This is a genomic window from Dactylosporangium thailandense, assembly GCF_059739745.1.
The window spans coordinates 1,928,978-1,948,403 of sequence record NZ_AP029195.1 but is presented as its reverse complement, the minus strand read 5'-3'; the positions used below and the strand labels follow the sequence as shown (position 1 = coordinate 1,948,403).

Annotated in this window: 16 protein-coding genes; 3 read left to right on the top strand and 13 right to left on the bottom strand. The window is 72.6% G+C overall.

Translation table 11 applies throughout. The annotated features are described in order from the left end of the window. The first annotated feature begins 11 nt into the window (after window positions 1-11). Window positions 12-578 (top strand): O-methyltransferase, encoded by a 567-nt coding sequence (locus AC6JBM_RS08510; protein ID WP_497983043.1) that lies wholly within the window; start codon window positions 12-14, stop codon window positions 576-578. On the opposite strand, the gene AC6JBM_RS08505 is transcribed toward AC6JBM_RS08510, so the two are convergent. The 12 genes from AC6JBM_RS08505 to AC6JBM_RS08450 all read right to left on the bottom strand — a co-directional run bounded on the left by AC6JBM_RS08505 (window position 562) and on the right by AC6JBM_RS08450 (window position 15,476). After that, the gene (locus AC6JBM_RS08505; RefSeq protein WP_350610739.1) at window positions 562-1,002 is read right to left on the bottom strand and encodes a universal stress protein; all 441 of its coding nucleotides are present in this window, start codon (window positions 1,000-1,002) and stop codon (window positions 562-564) included. The two genes, AC6JBM_RS08510 and AC6JBM_RS08505, sit on opposite strands and share 17 nt — an antisense overlap. A 17-nt stretch (window positions 1,003-1,019) precedes the next feature. Continuing rightward, complete coding sequence (locus AC6JBM_RS08500; protein WP_497983042.1) at window positions 1,020-1,553, bottom strand: MgtC/SapB family protein; 534 nt, start codon at window positions 1,551-1,553, stop codon at window positions 1,020-1,022. Between the two features lie 22 nt (window positions 1,554-1,575). Next, complete coding sequence (locus AC6JBM_RS08495; RefSeq protein ID WP_497983041.1) at window positions 1,576-2,361, bottom strand: phosphotransferase; 786 nt, start codon at window positions 2,359-2,361, stop codon at window positions 1,576-1,578. Between the two features lie 32 nt (window positions 2,362-2,393). Beyond that, window positions 2,394-3,005, bottom strand: coding sequence for an Rv1352/Rv1906c domain-containing protein (locus tag AC6JBM_RS08490; RefSeq protein ID WP_497983040.1), 612 nt, complete (start codon window positions 3,003-3,005; stop codon window positions 2,394-2,396). A 132-nt stretch (window positions 3,006-3,137) separates the two neighbouring features. Then, entirely contained in the window at window positions 3,138-3,626 is a 489-nt protein-coding gene (locus AC6JBM_RS08485; RefSeq protein WP_497983039.1) for a GtrA family protein, read from the bottom strand. After that, entirely contained in the window at window positions 3,623-5,134 is a 1,512-nt protein-coding gene (locus AC6JBM_RS08480; protein WP_497983038.1) for an ArnT family glycosyltransferase, read from the bottom strand. Before AC6JBM_RS08480 ends, AC6JBM_RS08485 begins: the two co-directional genes overlap by 4 nt. Continuing rightward, window positions 5,131-7,215, bottom strand: a complete 2,085-nt coding sequence (locus AC6JBM_RS08475) for a glycosyltransferase family 2 protein (protein ID WP_497983037.1) — start codon at window positions 7,213-7,215, stop codon at window positions 5,131-5,133. The genes AC6JBM_RS08480 and AC6JBM_RS08475 overlap by 4 nt, the downstream gene beginning before the upstream one ends. 17 nt (window positions 7,216-7,232) lie before the next feature. Beyond that, window positions 7,233-10,679, bottom strand: coding sequence for a PA14 domain-containing protein (locus AC6JBM_RS08470; protein WP_497983036.1), 3,447 nt, complete (start codon window positions 10,677-10,679; stop codon window positions 7,233-7,235). A gap of 143 nt (window positions 10,680-10,822) precedes the next feature. Then, on the bottom strand, window positions 10,823-12,085 hold the full coding sequence (locus AC6JBM_RS08465; RefSeq protein WP_497983035.1) for a cytochrome P450: 1,263 nt from the start codon (window positions 12,083-12,085) through the stop codon (window positions 10,823-10,825). A gap of 48 nt (window positions 12,086-12,133) precedes the next feature. Next, window positions 12,134-13,576: a flotillin family protein gene (locus tag AC6JBM_RS08460; RefSeq protein WP_497983034.1), complete on the bottom strand. Its 1,443-nt coding sequence runs from the start codon at window positions 13,574-13,576 to the stop codon at window positions 12,134-12,136. Next, window positions 13,573-14,148, bottom strand: a complete 576-nt coding sequence (locus tag AC6JBM_RS08455; protein ID WP_497983033.1) for an NfeD C-terminal domain-containing protein — start codon at window positions 14,146-14,148, stop codon at window positions 13,573-13,575. Before AC6JBM_RS08455 ends, AC6JBM_RS08460 begins: the two co-directional genes overlap by 4 nt. Before the next feature lie 140 nt (window positions 14,149-14,288). Continuing rightward, window positions 14,289-15,476 carry a metallophosphoesterase gene (locus AC6JBM_RS08450; RefSeq protein WP_497983032.1) on the bottom strand — a complete coding sequence of 396 codons (1,188 nt, stop codon included), beginning with the start codon at window positions 15,474-15,476 and terminating at the stop codon, window positions 14,289-14,291. Window positions 15,477-15,584: 108 nt separating this feature from the next. Between AC6JBM_RS08450 and AC6JBM_RS08445 the strand changes: the two genes are divergently transcribed. Next, a complete protein-coding gene (locus AC6JBM_RS08445; protein ID WP_497983031.1) occupies window positions 15,585-15,716 on the top strand; it encodes a hypothetical protein in 132 nt (43 codons plus the stop codon). A 79-nt stretch (window positions 15,717-15,795) separates the two neighbouring features. Here AC6JBM_RS08445 and AC6JBM_RS08440 read toward each other — a convergent pair whose 3' ends face one another. Beyond that, window positions 15,796-17,187 (bottom strand): MFS transporter, encoded by a 1,392-nt coding sequence (locus tag AC6JBM_RS08440; RefSeq protein ID WP_497983030.1) that lies wholly within the window; start codon window positions 17,185-17,187, stop codon window positions 15,796-15,798. A gap of 364 nt (window positions 17,188-17,551) precedes the next feature. Between AC6JBM_RS08440 and AC6JBM_RS08435 the strand changes: the two genes are divergently transcribed. After that, window positions 17,552-19,360 (top strand): discoidin domain-containing protein, encoded by a 1,809-nt coding sequence (locus AC6JBM_RS08435; RefSeq protein ID WP_497983029.1) that lies wholly within the window; start codon window positions 17,552-17,554, stop codon window positions 19,358-19,360. Window positions 19,361-19,426 lie beyond the last annotated feature (66 nt).

Sequence of the window (19,426 nt, the reverse complement as noted above, 5' to 3'; positions counted from 1 at the left end):
GGCCTGCCGTGGTGACCCCGCTGGTCGACGCCGCCCGGGCCGCCGGCTTCGCCCGGTCCTGCCGGGACGAGCACGGCGAGCTGCTGCGCGTGCTGGCCCGGGGCGTCGGCGACGGCGTGATCGGCGAGACGGGCACCGGCGCCGGGGTCGGCCTGGCCTGGCTCACGGCGGGCGCGGCGCCGGGCGCGCGCCTGGTGAGCATCGAGCGGGACCCGGCGCGCGCCGCCGCGGCCGCCCGGCTGTTCCGGGACGAGCCGCGCGTCGAGGTCGTGACCGGCGACTGGCGCTCGCTGCGGCCCTTCGGCCCGTTCGACCTGCTGGTGCTGGACGGCGGCGGCCAGGGCAAGGGCTCCGAGCCGCCGCTGGACCCGGCCGAGTGGCTCCGCCCGGGCGGCCTCGTCGTCATGGACGACTTCACGCCGTGCACGAGCTGGCCCCCGACGTACGAGGGCCGGGTGGACGAGGCGCGGCAGTGGTGGCTGACCCACCCGGACCTGCGCGCGACCCAGGTGAACGTGACCCCCGACGCCGCGACCCTCCTGGCGGCCTACCTGCCCGGCGCTACGGCACCACGGTGACGGGCCAGCGGCCCGACTTCACCAGGCGCACGGCGAGGGAGCCGACCCAGCGATGGCCGAAGCGGCGGCTCGCCCCTACCACGACCGCGTCGGCGCGCAGCTCCGTCGCCACGCGCACCAGCTCCTGGTAGGGGTCGCCGCGCACGGCGATGAAGTCCGTCGTCACGCCGGTGTGCAGGGCGCCCTCGTGGACCTGCCGGCGCATGTCCTCGATCGACTCCGCGATGGCCTGCTCGACCGCCCCGGCCGCCTCGGCGACCAGGCGGCTCGCGGCCGGGGCTCCGGTCACGAAGACGACGACCAGGCGGGCGCGCTGGCGGCGGGCCAGCCCCGCGGCGTACGCGCCGGCCCGCATCGACGTGTCCGAGCCGTCGACACCGACCACGATGACCTTCGGGCCGTCGGTCCCGAGTTCGAACTGCACGGGAACAGGATGCCGTACTAGGTCGGGTCGTGCCGGTGGGAGGGGTGTGGCTCGTCGTCGCTCACGAACCGGTCGGCGAAGCGGCCCGCGTCGAGGCGGCGCAGGAACGGGATGTACCGCAGCTCCAGCGTCAGCAGCACGAGCACCGTGGCCCCGCCGGCCACGACCATGAGCCCCTCGCCCGCGCACGCCCCGATGACCGCGGCGGCGAGGATGGTCGCCGCCGTCGTCACGCCGTGCAGGGTCGCGAGCTGGCTCTGGCTGCGGGTGCCCTTCGACGCGGGCGCGATCGGGTCCTGGGCGGTCGCCTGGGGCGGGTTCTGGCGGAACAGCAGCCCCGCCCCGATGAACCCGACCCCGGTGATCGCCCCGGCGAGGGCGGTCGGCGCGTTGAGCTGGGCGAGCAGCCCGATCACGCCGCCGGCGATCCCGACGAGCGCGAAGGTCCGGTCCCCCGCCGTGGAGCCGCGCAGCTCCCGTTCATACCCGAGCGCGTAGGTCAGCGCGAACGCCACCGCCAGACGCCCGACGAGCACGAGCTGATGTCCCACGCCGGAAGCATAGGGCGGCCCGTCACCCGGCCGCCGCCTCCGGGCCGGGGAAGCCGTCCAGCTCGCGCACGGCCGTCTCCAGCGCGGCGTCCACGCCGTGCTCGATCATCCGCTGGTAGGCGGGGTCGCCGGCCGCGGCGACGCGCCGGATGCCCTCGGCGGAGGCGCTCACGCGCCGGCGCACGATCCCGGCGAACTCGGCGAGGGACCCGCTCCAGCCGTAGGCGTCCAGGAACAGCCGCAGCCGCCGCGGCCGCTGCTCGAAGGCGGTGAATCCCTCGGCCGCCACGACGTGCCGGGCGTGCAGCGGCACCCAGGCGAAGGCCGTGAAGGCCAGGTCCCATTCGGGGGTGACCGGAGCGGCGAAGTCCCAGTCGAAGAACCCGGTCAGGCGCCCGCCGGACCAGGCCGCGTTGTACGGCGCCGCGTCGTTGTGGCCGATGATCAGGCCGGGCCGCCAGGACCCGCCCTCGCGCCAGACCGCGTCGGGCCCGGGCGTGAAGCCGGCCACGGCGGTGTGCAGGTCGCGCAGCCAGCCGGCGACCTGGCGCAGCGCGTCGTCGCTGTGGACCCACCCGGGCCAGGGCCGGGCGTCGCCCACCACGTCGCCGGGCAGGAACGACAGCACCTCCCGGCCCTGCTCGTCGAAGCCCAGCGCGCGGGGCGCGCCGTCGAAGCCGGCCGCCTCCAGGTGCCGGAGCACCGCGTGCACGGAGGGCGTCCAGCGGCCGGCCGCCCGCCGCACGGTGTCACCGACCCGCACCGCCCCGCCGGTGTTGCCGCCGGCCATACGCCGCTCTTCGGTCACGCCCCCATCCTGGCGTACCCGTCGAGCGGCCGTCACCCGGTCTTCGCCCACGTGCCGCAGCCGTCGCTCTTGAACCCCGCGTCGGACTTGGCAATCTTGACGGTGATCGGCGAGCCGGGGCCGGCATTGTCGTTGGCCAGGATCGATCCGACGCCACCGCCGAAGTCCTTCATGCGCTCCCAGTAGCAGTTGCGTTCACTCGCCGGAACCTTGGTCTTGTAGGTGCCGGGCGCGATGTCGACGTTCACCTCGTAGGTTCCGTCGCCGAAGGAGGTCACCGGTCCGGCGGCCGGAGGCGGTGCGGCGGCCGTGGCCGGCGTGGTCGTGGAAGGCGTGGTCGTGGAAGGTGCGGTCGTGGCCGGCGGCGAGGGTATGTAGACCGTCTCGATCTTGTAGGCCGTCGTGACGACCGGCGAGGGCGTCACGACGACCGAGGCCGCGACGTCCGCGTCGCCGGCCACGGCCGCGCCGGCGACGGCGCCGAGTCCGAGGCCGACGACGAGGCCGGCGGCGCCGACGGCCGCCGTCAGGCGACGTGCGTTGCGCACCGGAGCCAGCGGCGGCACGACGGCCGGCGGCGGGTCGAACGCGACCGGGCCGGGAACGACGGGAACGTCGGGCTGCGTGGTGCTCGGGTCACTCATGTGCTGCAGTGTCACAGCGTGACCGAGAGGCGGCGTACCGCTGAACGGGCTCGGCCGATCGGGAAACGGTTCGCCTTGATCGCCCGGCGGCCGAAGCATTCCGGCAGGTGCCGGCGTTGCCGGGCCGGTGGGTCAGGTCGTGTCGGCGAGCGCCAGTGCCGGAGGCGGCACGGGTGGGGCGAGGGCCGGCTCCCGGGCCGGCTCCCGGGCCGGCTCCCGGGCCGGCTCCCGGGCCGGCTCCCGGTAGATGAAGCGATCGGTCACGGCGAAGCGCAGGACGAACGCCGCCGCCAGCGTGGTCAGGTTCGCCGCCACCGAGTTCACGTGCAGGGTGCCGACCAGGAGGGTCAGCAGGGGCAGGCGCACGGCCAGGTCGAGGTTGTTCAGCACGGCGAAGCGGGCCAGGCGGCTCCACCACGGGCGGGCCGCCCGGCGGCGCCGGAAGACGAGCGTGTCGACCAGGACGAAGTTCCACAGGACGGCCACCTCGGTCGCCGCGACCGCGGAGGCCAGGTAGTGCACGCCCAGCCGGTCCGACAGCAGCCACATGACCGCCAGGTTCGGCAGGACGCCCGACGCGCCCGCGGCGCCGAAGGCCGCCAGGCGCAGCAGGCGGGTCACCGGCGGACCTTCCGGACCTCGATCTCGCCGAAGCGCTCGACGACGTCCGAGCCGGCGACGCCCGCGCGCAGGGTCGGCAGGGAGGCCAGGGTGCTGTCGGCCTGGCCCGCCATCACGATGTAGTCGATGCTCGACACGCCCGCGGGCAGGACCTCCTCCATGACCTCCGGGTCGGTGTCGACCTTCCAGAGCCAGACGGGCCTCGTTAACCCGGCGAGCTTCAGGTCGAGCCAGATGTAGTCGTCGGTCACGACGACCGAGTCGCGGGGGACGTGGTCGACGACCCAGCGCGTGGCGGCGCGGGAGTCGGCGCTGCCGTCGGTCCTCGACTGGGCGATCATCGTCGAGGCCCACGCGGGGAGCACGAGGGCCACGGCCACCAGTGCGGCCGCGCCCGCCGGGAGGTACCGCCGCCAGGAGGGCAGCCACGCCCACAGCTCGTCGCCGGCGCCCGCGATGAGCAGGGCCGCGAACGGGAGCAGGGCGATGACGTAGGCGAAGGGCAGGTAGCCGCCGCGGCACATCATCGCGACCTGGATGAGCAGGGCCAGGGCGATCGGGCGCAGGCGCGGGACGAGCAGTGCCGCGGGCACGAGCAGTACACCTGGAATGATCAGCCAGGGATCGAGGTCCACCCACGAGTGGGCCAGCGAGTAGGCGCCCGACGAAGGGTCGAGGAGGCTGCCGCTGCCCGCGCGGCCGAACACCTGCCACCACAGCGCCCAGCCGAGGCTCACGTGCCCGTCCCCCGGCACGAGCTCGTTCTTGAGCAGGGCGAAGACCGGGTACGCCGAGACGAGCACGACGAACGCGACCCCGAACACGCCGAGGTTCCACGGCCGGGTCCGGCGGTCCGTGTGCCGCACGAGCAGCCAGACCAGCGCCGGGAGCAGGATGACGATGGTCTCCTTGCACAGCGCGGCCCCCGCGAACCACACCGCGCTCCACAGCGCCGCGCCGACGCTGCGCCGCGGGGAGGCGGCCGCGGCCAGGGCGGCGAGCATGAACATGGTGGCCAGGTTGTCCAGGAACACCATGCGGTGGAAGTACACGGCGAGCGGGCTCAGCGCGAACAGGGCGACGGCGACCGCCGACCAGGCGCGGTTGAACTTCAGCCGCCGGGCCAGCAGCCACAGCAGGGCGCAGCTGACCAGCGCGGCGATGAGCATGACCTCGCGGCCGACCATGACGCCGCTGGGGGCGCGGTCGAAGCCGTCGGTCAGGCCGGCGTACCCGGCGATGATGGCCCAGCCGAGGAACGGGTGGTCGTACCAGTACGTGTAGTGGGCCAGGGCGCCGTGGTCGAGCATCGCCCAGGCCTGGTCGACGTAGGTGCCCTCGTCGTCGTTGACCCGGCCCGGCCAGCCGTGCAGGTTCCACCCGTTGACGAGCCCGGCGACGACGAGCAGCGGCGCGAGGACCCAGGCGGACCGGTAGGACCGTCGCCTGGCCGGGGGCGCCGGTGCGGCAGTGGCGACCGAGCGCTCGATCTCCAGGACCGCGGTCATGACGCGAGCACCGGGCGGTGGTGGCCGCCGTGGGCCGTCTTGTGCCAGGTGGTGTTGCCGTCGAGGTGCTGCCAGACGGCCCAGAACGCCGCGCCCATCAGCACCCACTGGTACACCGGGGCGCCGATGAGCAGGAAGGCGTAGTGGCGCCACAGGACCTTCTGCCGGTACGAACGCGCGAACTCCCGCAGCCCCACGACCTGCGTCGCGAGCGTGATGAGGATGGGCAGGAACGGCGCGTACATGAGCATGGCCACGAACACGGGCACCTTCAGCCACACGATCGTCGCGATCGACAGCGGCAGCAGCAGCGCCGAGAAGGCCTGCAGGAACGGGGTGGCCAGGATGTACCCCGCCAGCACCCGCTGCCGCAGCGTGGGCAGCGCCGACCAGCGGCCCTCGAGCAGGATGCTGAGGAACCCCTGGTTCCAGCGCACCCGCTGCCAGAACAGCGATCCGGCCCGCTTGTTCGCGATGGTCTGCGGCACCTCCTCCCGGGTCGCGAGCTCGGGCTCGTAGGCGGCGACGACCTTCGCGCCGTACCGCGTGCACAGCAGCACCCCGAGCGCGCAGTCCTCGGTGAGGTTGTCCGGCCACCCGCCGGCCTTCTCCAGCAGCGCGCGGCGGATGAACACGGTGTTCCCGCCGAGCGGCACGAATCCGGTCCGCACCTGGTAGAACATGCGGCTGGTGAACCAGAAGAAGTACTCCATGACGTTGTGCACCTTGAACCAGTCCCGCGCCCGCGAGCCCAGCGTCATCAGCTGCACCCCGCCCTGCACGACGTCGGCCCCGGTGCGCCCCAGCAGCGTGTCGACCCGCGTGAGCAGCTGCGGGGCCACGTCGTCCTCGGCGTCGACGACGCCGACGACGGTGCCGGTGGCCACCGCCAGGGCCGCGTTGAGCTGCCGCGGCTTGTTGGAGCGCTCGTAGGCGCGGATCACCGTGCGCACCCGCCCGTGCGGGTCGTGGCCGGCCCGCACGCGCTCGACCTCGGCGATCGTGGCGTCGTCGCCCTCGCACAGCGACACGAGGATCTCGTAGTCCGGGTGGTCCTGCTCGAGCAGGTGCCGCAGCGTCCCGGCGATGACCAGGTCCTCGTGCAGCGCCGGCACGATGATCGTGAACCGCTCGTGGTGGACGCCGTCGCTGAACGGCCAGCGCATCTGCGAGACCGCCTCGGGCGTGCGCCAGCCGTACAGCCGCCAGCGCACCTCCAGCGCGCCGACGACGGTGTTGTAGACGGCGACGGCGGTCACGAGCAGCGCCAGCACCGCGGCCCCGGACAGCGGCGCGGCCACCAGCCCGGCGGTGACCGCGCCGACGAGCGCGAGCAGCGTGCCCCAGCGGGCGGCCGGGGTCGCGAACCAGGTCGTCGCGCGCAGGGTCGGCAGCTGGCGCAGGTACAGCAGCCCCTGCCGCAGGTCGCCCTTGCTCTGCCCCGCCAGCCGCGCGCCGAACTCCAGCGGTAGCTCGGTCCGGCGCAGCCGCGGGTAGCGGGCCAGGATCTCCAGCAGGATCTTGAACCCGCGGGCGCGCAGCCGGTCCGGGTCGACCTTGTCCAGCCGCACCCCGAAGAACCCGGTCATCGGGTCGGTGACGCCGCGCAGCGCCACCGGGAACGCGGCCCGGGCGAGCAGCGTCGAGCCGGTCGAGACGGCCTGGCGCAGCGGCCCGTCGAGCCCGCCGCTGGTGCCGCCCTCGCGGTAGCGGCTGGCCATGACGAGGTCGTGGTCGTCGAGCGCGGCCAGCATCGCGGGCACGAGCTCCGGCGGGTGCTGCAGGTCGGCGTCCATCACGAGCGCCCGGGTCGCGCGGGCGCGCCGGTAGCCGTCGACGACCGCGCCGGCCAGGCCGCCCACGCGCTGCGCGCCGGTGCGGTGGAAGACCCGCACGCGCATGGTCGCGGGCAGCTCGCGGGCCGCGCGCGAGATGGCGGCGACGGTACCGTCGTCGTCGCTGTCGTCCACGAAGAGCAGCTCGACGTCGTCGACGACCGCGGCGAGCCGGCGCATCAGCGGCCCCACGTTGTCCTCCTCGTGCCGGCAGGGGATGACGATCGTGGCCCTTGGGCTGGTCACAGCGGATCTCCTCAAGATCACAGACGGATGACCGAACAGCGCGCCAGTGCGCTCCCGCCGCGCTCGAAGTACTCGACCGTGATCGTGTGGTCGCCCTCGAGCAGGGTGGTGTCGTACGTGTAGGTGGCCGGTGGGTGTTCGGACCAGCCGTCGATGACCACGTCCCCGTCGAGGCGCACGCGGATCCCGTCGTCGCTGGTGGCGGTGATGCGATAGGTGCCGCCGGCGAGGTGGTCGGTCCTCGTCCAGCGGGCGGAGAAGCCGTCGGCGGGGATCGCCGGGCCGGGCGAGCCGCTGCCCCAGTCGAAGTCGATGGCGCCGTCGGTGCGCAGCATCGCCGGGGCGCCGCCGAGGTCGGTGCCCACGTAGTAGGCGCCGGTCCAGCCGGCCGGGGCGGCGACGTCGCCGACGCGTTTGTAGCCGAAGTGCAGGCGAGCGCCGGCGGCGTGCTCGTAGTACTCGACCCTGATGTCGTGGGCGCCGCCGAGCAGGGAGACGTCGGCGCTGAAGTCCTCGTTCTGGTCGCGCCACTTGTCCACGATCGGCAGCCCGTCGACCGAGACGCGGACCCCGTCGTCGGAGGCGCCCGAGAAGCGGTAGAGCCCGGCGGGCAGCACGACGGTGCGGGTGTACTCCGCGCGGAAGTCGTCCACCCCGATCCCGTGCCCGGGCCCGCCCTCGCCCCACTCGTGGTCCACTGTGGACTCGCTCGCGTAGTAGTCGGCGTTCGCGTCCGTGTACCGGGCGAGGTACGGCGGGGCGGCCGGGATGTCCCCGGTGCGGGCCCAGGCCAGCCGGGCCAGGGCGCCGCCGCCGTTCTCGTAGTACTCCATGACCACGGTGTGCGCGCCGTTGCCCAGCGGCAGGTGCGCGGTGTAGGGCGTCGGCCCCTGGTCGCCCCAGTGGTCGACGGCGAGCTGCCCGTCGACCCACAGGCGCACCCCGTCGTCGGTCGTGGTGGTGAAGTCGTAGTACCCGGCGCTCAGCGTCAGCGACCGGGTCCACCGCGCGATGAAGTGGTCCTCGGCGATCCTCGGATCCGGCGACCCGAGCTGCCAGTCGTGGTCGATCGCGGGCTCGTCGCGGGTCAGCGCCGGGGCGGCCGACGGCACGCTGGGCTTGTCGCCGGAGCCGGGGGTGTTCCAGTACTGCGCGGTGAACACGTCCCGCGGCTGGTCCGGCGTCGTGTCCCAGCTCAGCCGGGCGCTCGCGTCCACGACGTTGTCGTAGAACTCCATCCGCACCGTGTGCTCGCCGGCGCCGAGGTCGGCCACGTGGTCGTAGGCGGTCGGGCCCTGGTCGTGCCACTGGTCGATGACGAGGTCGTCGTCGATGAAGAGGCGGGCGCCGTCGTCGGAGGCGATGGTGAAGCGGTAGCGGCCGTAGGCGAAGTACTCGGTCTTCGTCCAGCGGGCCGAGAAGTGGTCGGCGGCGATGCTCGGGTCGGGCGAGCCGGTGGACCACACGAAGTCGACGGTCTTGTCGCTCCTGACGAGCGCGGGGGTGCCGTCGAGGTTCTGGTTGTTGAAGTACTCGCCGGTGAACGGGGCCGACGGGGCGTAGGTCGCGGTCCAGGTGGCGTCGGCCGGCGGGGTGGTCACGAAGTGCCGGATCGCGCCGCCGTCGGACCAGCCGGTGAAGTGGTAGACGGTGCCGGCCGCGTCCACGGCGGTCGGCGGCGCGGCGAGCTCGCGCTGGAAGCCGACCACGCCCTGCACCTGGTCCGGAGTCGCGATCGGGACGCCGTCGAGGGTCAGGCCGAGGCCGGGCGGGCTGGTCGCGAACGTCATCGTGGACGTGCGCGGGTAGATGAACACCGACCGGGCGCTCGACAGGCCGTTGCGGTCGGTCACGGTCACCTTGATCTCGAACCAGGTGTTCGCCGACGCCTCGCCCGTGGTCGGGATCGTGAACTGCCCGACCCGGCCGGTCAGCGGCCCGACGAACGGGTGCACGTGGGTGTTGTGGTGCAGGAAGACCTCGGTCTTGATGTCCCCGTCGGAGACGTCGAAGCCGGCCGCGTCGTTGCCGAAGGCGTTGACCGTGATCGTGTCGCCCGAGTCGTACGCGCTGCCGTCGACCGGCGCCGCGATCCGCACGGTCGGCGGGGTGCCGACCTGGACGACGATCGGCCGGGAGGCGACGGTGCTCGTGCCGTCGGAGACCGTGAGCGTCGCCGGATAGACCCCGACGTTCGCGTACACCTTCGCCGGGTTCGGCGCCGTGCTGCTGCTGCCGTCGCCGAAGTCCCAGGCGTACGTCAGGTCGTCCCCGTCGGGATCGCTCGTGCCGGCCGAGGAGAAGTGCACGGTCAGCGGGGCCGGGCCGCCGGTGGGGTCGGCGGCGGCGTGCACCACGGGGGCGTTGCCGGCCGGGCTGTACGACACGCGGTAGAGCTGGCCGGGGAAGTACGTGAGGTAGTAGAGCGATCCGTCGGGCGCCACCTTCAGGTCGACCACGCTGCCCGCCTCGAGGTCGAAGTCCTCGACGCGCCGGACCTGCCCGGTCTCGTCGAGCACCGCGCGCTTGATGAAGCCGCGGGAGTAGTCGCCGAAGAACAGGCTCCCGGCGTACTCGGCCGGGAACTGCGTGCCGTGGTAGACGGGTCCGGCGGTGACCGCGCCGCTGCCGCCGTCGTGGTTGTAGGCCGAGACGGGGTCGGTGTAGCCCGCGCAGCCGGTGGCGCAGCGGCCCTCGTGCACCGGCCAGCCGTAGTTGCCGCCCTTGACGACGAGGTTGAGCTCCTCCCAGGTGTAGTCGCCGACGTCGCCCGCGTAGAGGCGCCCGGTCGCGGCGTCGAACTGGAAGCGCCACGGATTGCGGAACCCGTAGGCCCAGATCGCCCCGAGCCGGCCCGGCTGCCCGGCGAACGGGTTGTCGGCCGGGATCGAGCCGTCCGGGTTGATCCGCAGGATCTTGCCGTGCGGGTTGGAGAGGTCCTGGGCGTTGGGCGGGTAGCCGTTGTCCCCGACCGCGAAGTAGAGCTTGCCGTCCGGCCCGAAGCGGATGCTCCCGCCGACGTGCAGCAGCTGCGACGGCGACTGGGTCTCGAAGATCGTGAAGGGGCCCTCGGTGCCGACGTCGCCGGACGCGTCGAAGCGCACGAGATGGTTTCGCAGGTCGTGGCCGGTGAAGTAGAAGTACACCCAGTGGTTGGCGACCCCGAACCCCGGATCGAACGCGACCCCGATCAGCCCGCGGTCGCCGGAGGCCTCCGAGGGCAGGTCGGCGAACGGCTGCGCGAGCAGGTGGCCGTCCTTGAAGATCTTGACTTTGCCGGTGCGCTCGAGGATGAAGACCCGCCCGTCGGGCGCGATCTCGAACCCGGTCGGCCCGTCCAGTCCCGCCCCGACGACGAGCTGCGTGGCGAACCCGGCGGGGGTGGCGGCGCGGGCCGCGGGCACGGGCCCGAGCAGCGCGGCCACGAGGGCCAGCAGGAGGGTGAACGGCAGCGTCCGGCGCACGGCGAGAATGCTCCGGCCGCGGTGTGATGCGCCCGTGGCATTTCCACGAATACGCCGTCACAGCATTGATTCGGCGCCGTTTCCAGCAATTCAGGGATGCACACGCGTGAGGCCGGAGGACCCATCCGGAAACACGCGCTTGCTCAGATCGTCACCGGCAGCGACTCGAATCCGCGCAGGACCCGGGTGGTCCGTCGATGTGGTTCGCCGTCGATGCGCAGGTCAGGATAGCGCTCGAACAGCATCCGCAGCCCGATCTCGCCCTCGAGCCGGGCCAGCGCGGCGCCGAGGCAGTAATGCACCCCGCCGGAGAACGACAAATGCTCGCGCGCATTCGTCCGGGTCACGTCGAATGTGTCCGGATCGGGGAATACTTCCGGATCGCGGTTCGCGCCGCCGAGCATCGCCATCACGACATGCCCCGGCTCGATCGCCGCTCCGCCGAATTCGGTGGCCTTCCGGCAGACGCGCGCGGTCACCTGCACCGGCGAGTCGAAGCGCAGCGTCTCCTCGACCGCGTTGCCCCACCGCTGCGGCTGCTCGCGCAGGATCGCCAGCTGCTCCGGGTGGCGCATGAGCAGCCAGGCGCCGGTGCCGAGCAGGTTCACGGTGGTCTCGAACCCGGCCGCGAGCAGCAGCCCCGCGGTCGCCAGCAGCTCGTCCTCGCTCAGGTCGTCGAGCCGCACCAGCTGGCTGAGCAGGTCGTCGCCGGGCTCGCGGCGCAGCCGGGCGAAGTGCCCGCGCATCCAGTCGTTGACGTGCCGGATGTTGATCTCGGTCTGCCGGTAGGTCGCGAACGACAGCCCCAGGTCCAGCGTCGGCGCGGCGGCGTTGCCCCAGGCCAGGAACTTCTGGCGCATGTCCAGCGGGACGCCGAGGATCTCCGCGATCACCGTCACCGGCAGCAGGGAGGCGAAGTCGGCGATCAGGTCGGCCGGCTTGTCCCGCAGCAGGTCGGCGCACGTCTGCTCGATGCGCGGCCGCAGCCCCTCGATCGCGCGGGCGGTGAACACCTTCGAGACGAGCCGTCGGTACCGCGTGTGGTCGGGCGGGTCCGTCACCAGCATCGACGGCGGGTCGACCGGCCCGATCGGCGAGCTGCGGCGGCTGAACCGGAACATGAGCCCGATCGGCGCCGGCAGCGGCCGGTCGGAGAACCCGACCCCGAAGGCCTCGTGCCGCAGCACCGCCCCGGCGAGATCGTGCCGCGCGGTGGCCCACATGAGCCGGCTGCGCACGAGCGGCGCGGTCTCGCGGATGCCCCGGTAGAACGGGTAGGGATCGGCGCGCACGGCCGGGTCGATGAAGAACCGGGCCTGCTCGTCGCCCTTGCGCGCGGCGGCGTTGATGCCGGCCCGCATGAAGCCGTGCTTGGTCGCCCATCGAACCGCGGTGCCTGGAAGCATGACGCACCCCCTTGGTACTCGACGGTACCAAGGGGGTGCGCCTCCGGTCTACTTCGCCTCGATCGCCTCGGGCTTGCCGTTGCTCCCGCTCGCGCCGCTCGTCGCCAGCCCGGCCAGGAGGGCCTTGAGGTCGACGCCGGTCAGGTCGGTGCCCAGCTGCAGCCCCTGGGCCACGTTGCTCGCCACCGCCTTGGTCAGCGAGGTCGCGCCCTCGGTCGAGATGACCGTCATCCGGTCGATCTCCCCGATCGGCGCGCTCGCCGCCCCCACCACCTCGGGCAGCACGCGCACGAGCAGGTCGAGGATGGCCGCCTGGCCGTACTCGCCGAACGCCCCGGCCTTGGCCCGCATCGCCGCCGCCTCGGCCTGCCCGCGGGCCAGCACCGCGTCCGCCTCCGCCGCGCCCTCCAGCCGCACCGCCTCCGCGGCCGCCGCGCGCCGGGCCCGCTCGCCCTCGCCGACCAGCCGCGCCTGCTCCGCCTGGGCCTGCGCCCCGGCGATGGTCGCCTGCCGCCCGGCCTCGGCCCGCGCGATCGCCGCGTTCTTGGCCGCCTCGGCCTCCTGCTCCACCCGGTAGCGCTCGGCGTCGGCGGGCTTGCGCACCTCGGTGTCGAGCTGGCGCTGCTTGAGCTCGGCGTTGCGCTCGGCCACCTTCTGCTGCTCGGCGAGGACCGCCTGCTGCATCTCGGCCTGCGCGATCGGGCCCGCGCTCGCCGAGCGGGCGTTGGCCGCGTCGATCTCGGCCTGCACCGTGGCCTTCTTGACCGCCAGGTTCCGCTCGGACTCGGCGATCGCCTCCTCGGCCCGCATCCGCTCCTGCTCGGCCCCCTGCCGCGCCTGCGCCTCGGCGATCGCGGCGAGCCGGAACACCCGGGCCGCCTCCGGCCGCCCGAGGTCCTGCAGGTAGGTGCCCGCGGTGCGGATGTCCTCGAGCTGGAACACGTCGAGGACCAGCCCCTGATGCGTGAGGGTGAGCTCGGCCTCCTCGGCGACGTGGGCCGCGAACCCGGCCCGGTCCCGGATGATCTCCTCGATGGTGAGCCGCCCGATGACGCTGCGCAGCGCGCCGGCGAGCACCTGCGCGGTGAACGTCTCGATGCGGTTCTGCTGGTGCAGGAACCGCTGCGCGGCCGGCCGGATCATCTCGGCGGTGCCGCCGACCTTGACGATGGCGACCGCCTCGGCGTCGCACCGGATGCCCTGCTTGCTCACCGCCGCGCTGACCTGGACGGGGATCTCGCGGCTGGACAGGTCCAGGCGGTAGAGCCGCTGCACGATCGGCAGCACGAACACGGACGCACCCATGACGACCTTCTGGCCGGACAGGTCGGTGGTGACGCTGCCGTCGGCGCTCGTGACGGCGCGGCCCTTGCGGCCGGTGACGATGAACGCCTCGTTGGGCCCGGCGACACGGACCCTCGACAGCACGGAGGCGACGATGAGCACGACGAGGACGGCGAGGCCGCCGACGGCGACGTACAGGGGATTCATGACCCTTCCTCAAGGTTGAGAACGGCCGGTAGCGGCATCACGAGCACGCTGGTGGGCGTCGGGACCCCGATGACCAGCACCTGGACGCCGAGCGCGAGCGGGCCGTCCGCCCGCGCGTTGAACTTCATCGGCTGCCCGGCATACGACAGCCGCACCTGGCCGAGCCCGCCCACGGGGATCTCGCTGACGACGATCCCGGTGGCCCCGATGAGCCCGGCGCTCTCGGGGGTGGCGTCGGTGCGCATGCCGGCGACGGCGGCCACGAACCGCCCCGCCGCCCAGGCCAGCGGCGCCCCGACCACGACGCCGGCGGCGATCCCGGCGAGCACCGCCGGGCCGCCGGTGCGGTGGGTGGCCTCGATCGCGATCGCCCCGCCGAACCCGAACCCGCCCAGGAACCCGCTCGTGGCCGGTAGGGCGAACCCCGGGCCCCGGCCGCGCCCCCGCGGCAGGTGCAACCACCGCGGGTGCGGCAACCGCAGGTGCCCGAGGTGGCGGAACCGCAGGGAGATCAGCAGCAACAGCAGGCTCAGGCCACCGAGGCCCAGAAAGGCGAGCGTCACGGCGCTCATGTGCCATCCCCGTTGGTCCCGGTGTCAGGGCGCCGGGACCCGCAAGGCTGAACATACGCCCGTCGCCGTCGACGGGCGCCGATGCGTTAGGTGACGCCGGTCACGCTCGCGGCATGCCCGTGTACTGCCGGTAACGACCGTCAGGCGCCGGAGCGCAGTACGATCTCGGTGATCTCGCTGGGCGCGAACACGCGGAACGGCGGGCCCCAGAATCCGGTGCCGCGGCTGGTGTAGAGCTGCGTGCGGTCCCCGTGCCGGGTCAGCCCCTGCACCACCGGCTGGTCGACGCGCACCAGGTAGTGGAACGGCCAGATCTGCCCGCCGTGGGTGTGCCCGGAGATCTGCAGGTCGATGCCGTGCGCCACCGCGGCGTCGATCTGCTTGGGCTGGTGGGCGAGCAGCAGCACCGGCAGCCCGGGGTCGGCCCCCTCCAGCGCGATCGCGTGGTCGGCCCGGTGCCCCTCCAGCCCGCTGCCGGCGGCGGTGCGGTCGTCGACCCCGGCCACCACGAGCCGGTCGCCGCCGCGCTCGATCACGATGTGCCGGTTGTGCAGCGGCTCCCAGCCGAGGCCCCGCATGTGGTCGAGCCAGCCCTGGGCCTCGCCGAAGTACTCATGGTTGCCGGTGACGTAGACCCGCGCCAGCCCGGCCCGCACGTCGGCCAGCGGGGCCGCCTGCGCGGTGCGCTGCCCGGGGGTGCCGTCGGCGATGTCGCCGGTGTGCGCCACGATGTCGGCCCCGAGCGTGTTGACCACCTCGGTGACCCCCTTCGACCAGGCGACGCGGTCGATCGGCCCGTAGTGGGTGTCGGTGAGCTGGACGATCTTCAGCCCGTCGAGCCCGGCCCCGAGCCGCGGGATGCGCACCTCGACGCGGCGCACCCGGGGGACGCGCATGGCCTCGCGGTACCCCCACACGCCCAGCCCCAGCGCGACCACCGCGGTGAACCCGGCCGCCACGCGGGAGCGCACCGGGTCGTCGACTCCCCCGGCGAGCAGGGCGAGGCGCAGCAGGTCCCCGGCCACGGCCCAGACGAAGAGGATCCACACGGCGCCGAGGATCGTGTCGGCGAGGCGGGCCGCCCAGTCGACGCGGCGCCCGTGGCCGAGGAACATCGTGACGGGGAAGACGACGAGCGCCACGGCGAACACGGCGGTGCCGGCGACCCGGACCCCGAGCGGCCAGTCGTTGCCGGCCATGACCAGCGACCACCAGGGCACCCCGAACAGCAGCCCGAGCACCACGGCGAGGGTCGCCGTGAACGCCAGGGGCCGCAGGAGCGAACGCCGCCGGACCGCCGGACCGGGAACCGCCTCAGTAGTCGCCATCGGATAAGCATGACACGCAGTGCCATCCGATTCCTGAGAGCGGGCTGTGATGCCGGTTGCAGCTCGGGACCCGGGCCGCGACCAGCGCCGACGCGAAAATGTCCTGCGGTGCCCCTGGTGCTCAGCCGCACCGGGCGGGAACGGCTGCTGGCGCTGGTGGCGCTCGTGCCGGCCGCGGTGCTCGGGGCGATGGCCTACCTCGCGCTCGGCTCGGTGCTCGACGTCGCGTTCACCCGCTGAGCAGAGCCGGGGGGACAGAGCCGGGGGACGGAGACGGCGGCGCCCGGCCGGAGCCGGACGCCGCCAGGTGAGCGAGGGTTCACTCCCCGATGCGGTTGCCGCCGACGGAGACGGCGGTCAGTGGCGTGGCCACGTGCTCGAGGGACTTGCCCTCCGCGTCCACGCCCAGGACTATCTCGACCACGCCGCCGATGATCATCACGGCCGCGCCGACGAGGTAGCCGATGAACAGCTTGCCCGGGTCGGTGCCCTCGCCGATCAGCCAGCCGTAGAAGATCGGGCCGATGGCGCCGAAGCACTGGGCGATCGCGAAGAACACGGCGATCGCCTGGGCGCGGATCTCCAGCGGGAAGATCTCGGAGACCGTGAGGTAGGCCGAGCTCGCGCCCGCCGAGGCGAAGAAGAAGATGACGCACCAGGCGAGCGTCTGCGTGAAGGCGTTGAGGATGCCGGCGTCGAACATCCAGGCCGAGATGGCCAGCAGCACGCCCGACAGCAGATAGGTGCCGGCGATCATCTTGCGCCGGCCGACGGTGTCGAAGAGGTGGCCGAGCACCAGCGGTCCGGCCAGGTTGCCCACGGCGAACGCGATCAGGTAGATCGGGGTCTTCTCGGCGTCGACGTGGTAGAACTTCGACAGCACCAGGGTGTAGGTGAAGAAGATCGCGTTGTACAGGAACGACTGCGTGATCATGAGCGAGGCCGACAGCGTGGAGCGGGCCGGCATCTTCGTGAAGAGCACCTTGATCAGCGAGAGATAGCCGTGGCCGGAGGCCGGCTTGACCTCGATGGCGTGGTTCTCGTCGACCGGGGCCAGGCGCTGGCCGGAGCGCTCGACGTCGCTCTCGATCTGGGCGATGGCCTCCTCGGCCTCCCGCTCGCGGCCGTGCATGATGAGCCACCGGGGGCTCTCCGGCAGGTGCCGCCGCAGGTTCCAGATCAGCAGACCGATGATCGGGCCGATGAGGAAGCCCAGCCGCCAGGAGATGTTCAGCGAGATGTGGTTGAGCAGCACGTAGGTGCCGAGCGTGCCGATGATGGCGCCGCCCCAGTAGGTGCCGTTCACGCCGATGTCGACCCGGCCGCGGTACCTGGCGGGCATCATCTCGTCGATGGCGGAGTTGATCGCGGCGTACTCGCCGCCGATGCCGGCTCCGGCGATGAACCTCGTCAGGTAGAGGAAGACCAGGCCCGTGACGTCGTTGCCCCAGGTCAGCGCCGTGAGGGCGTTGCCGGCGAGGTAGACGCCGAGGGTGACGATGAAGAGGTTCTTGCGGCCGAGGGCGTCGGAGAGGCGGCCGAAGAACAGCGCGCCGAAGACCTCGCCGAGCAGGTACACGGTGGCGATCGCGCCAACCTGCGTGCTGGAGAGCCCGAGCGTCTCCTGCTTGTTCAGCACGGCCCCGACGGCACTGGCGATGGTGATCTCGAGCCCGTCGAGCACCCAGGCGGTGCCGAGCGCGATGACCATGCGCGTATGGAACGGCGCCCAGGTCAAGCGGTCGATCCGGGCGGGAATCAGACTTCGGATGATCCCGCCGGTGGGAGCTGATGCGGATTGCGTGTCAGCCAATGTGCACCTCCCGGGCGCCCGTGGACACGACCACGTGCCCATCTGTGACAGCACGTGCCCGATGCGTCAGACATCAAAACCCGCCACTTGACGGAACCGGCCGATTGGATGACGCTCTAGGCGGAGAGAGCGCTCTCTCATCACCCGCACAGACCGCGCCCCGCCAGCGCCGGTCCGCCGCCTGAACCGGCGCACCCGATGGGGTGCGGCGGCGGTCACCCAACCCGCAATGACGCCCCAACCACGTCAGGGAGCTGCCTTGATGTCCGAAACAACCAGACCACCCGTCCCCGCATCCATCGATCGACGTCCACGGAATCGACGGCGCGGCCTCCTCGTGAGCGCGCTCTCTGTGGCGGTGGTCCTGGCCGGCTACGCGGCCTTCTCGATCGGCAGCGCCAGCGCCGCGAGCACGCTGCTGTCGCAGGGCAAGCCGACCACCGCGTCGTCGACGGAGAACGCCGCCAGCCCGGCCTCGGCCGCCACCGACGGCAACACCGGCACGCGCTGGTCGAGCGCGTTCAGCGACCCGCAGTGGCTCCAGGTCGACCTGGGCCAGACGGCCACCATCGACCAGGTGGTGCTCAACTGGGAGGCGGCCTACGCCAAGTCCTTCCAGATCCAGACCTCGGCCAACGGCACGACCTGGACGAACATCTACAGCACCACGACCGGCACCGGCGGCGTGCAGACGCTCAGCGTGTCCGGCTCCGGGCGCTACGTCCGGATGAACGGCACGGCCCGCGCCACCGCCTACGGCTACTCGCTGTGGGAGTTCCAGGTCTTCGGCACGTTCGGCGGCGGGTCCTGCGGCACGTCGAACTACGCCCAGGGCAAGCCGGCGACCGCGTCGTCGACGGAGAACGCCGCCAGCCCGGCCTCGGCCGCGTTCGACGGCAACACCACCACCCGCTGGTCCAGCGCGTTCAGCGACCCGCAGTGGCTCCAGGTCGACCTGGGCGCCACGGCGACCATCTGCGGCGTCGACCTGAACTGGGAGGCCGCCTACGGCAAGGCGTTCCAGATCCAGACGTCGGCCAACGGCACGACCTGGACGACGATCTACAGCACGACCACCGGCGCGGGCGGGGTGCAGAACCTGACCGTCAGCGGCTCCGGGCGCTACGTGCGGATGTACGGCACCGCCCGCGGCACCGCGTACGGCTACTCCCTGTACGAGTTCGGCGTCCGGGTCTCCGCCGCCACGCCGACCACGCCGGGCAGCACCCCGCCGAGCAGCCCGCCGCCGCCGGACCAGTTCTGGGGCGACACCAGCGGCATCCCGGCCGCCCAGAACGTGGTCATGGTGAAGGTGCTCAACCGCACCAACGGCCGCTACCCGGACAGCCAGGTCTACTGGAGCTTCAACGGGCAGACGCACTCGATCGCCGAACAGCCGTACATCGACATGCCGGCCAACAGCGCGGGGCGGATGTACTTCTACGTGGGCCAGCCGGGCGGCCAGTACTTCGACTTCATCGAGTTCACCGTCGGGGCCAACGTGTTCAACGGCAACACCACGCGGGTCGACGCGTTCGGCCTGAAGATCGCGATGCGGCTGCACGCCAAGGACGGCTACGACGTGCAGGTCGGCGAGGACTACCAGACCTTCACCGAGACGCGGGAGGCCACCTTCGCGAAGTTCATCGCCGAGGTGCCGCAGCAGTTCAAGGTGCTGGCCCAGTCGCAGGCGCCCTACCGGATCATCGCGCCGGGCAGCGACCCGACGTTCCGGGCCGGCGGGGTGAACCAGAACTACTTCACCGCCTACGCGCAGCAGTTCGGCATCAACGCGCCGACGTCGGACATCTTCGGCTGCGCCGGAGTGCTCGCCAACGATCCGACCAACTGCTCCACGCTCAACCGGCACGTGCGCGAGCGGCCGCAGGCGGACTGGTCGAACCCGAGCACGTACTACCTGGCCGCGCCGGCGAACTACTACGCGAAGTTCTGGCACGACCACGCCATCAACCGGCTCGCGTACGGCTTCCCGTACGACGACTACGCCGGGCAGTCGTCGTTCGTGTCGCACGGCAGCCCGCAGTACCTGCTGGTCGCGGTCGGCTTCTAGGAGCACCACAAGCTCCAGGAGCGCCGAGAAGAGGGGGTGGCGCGGATCACCCGCGCCACCCTTTCT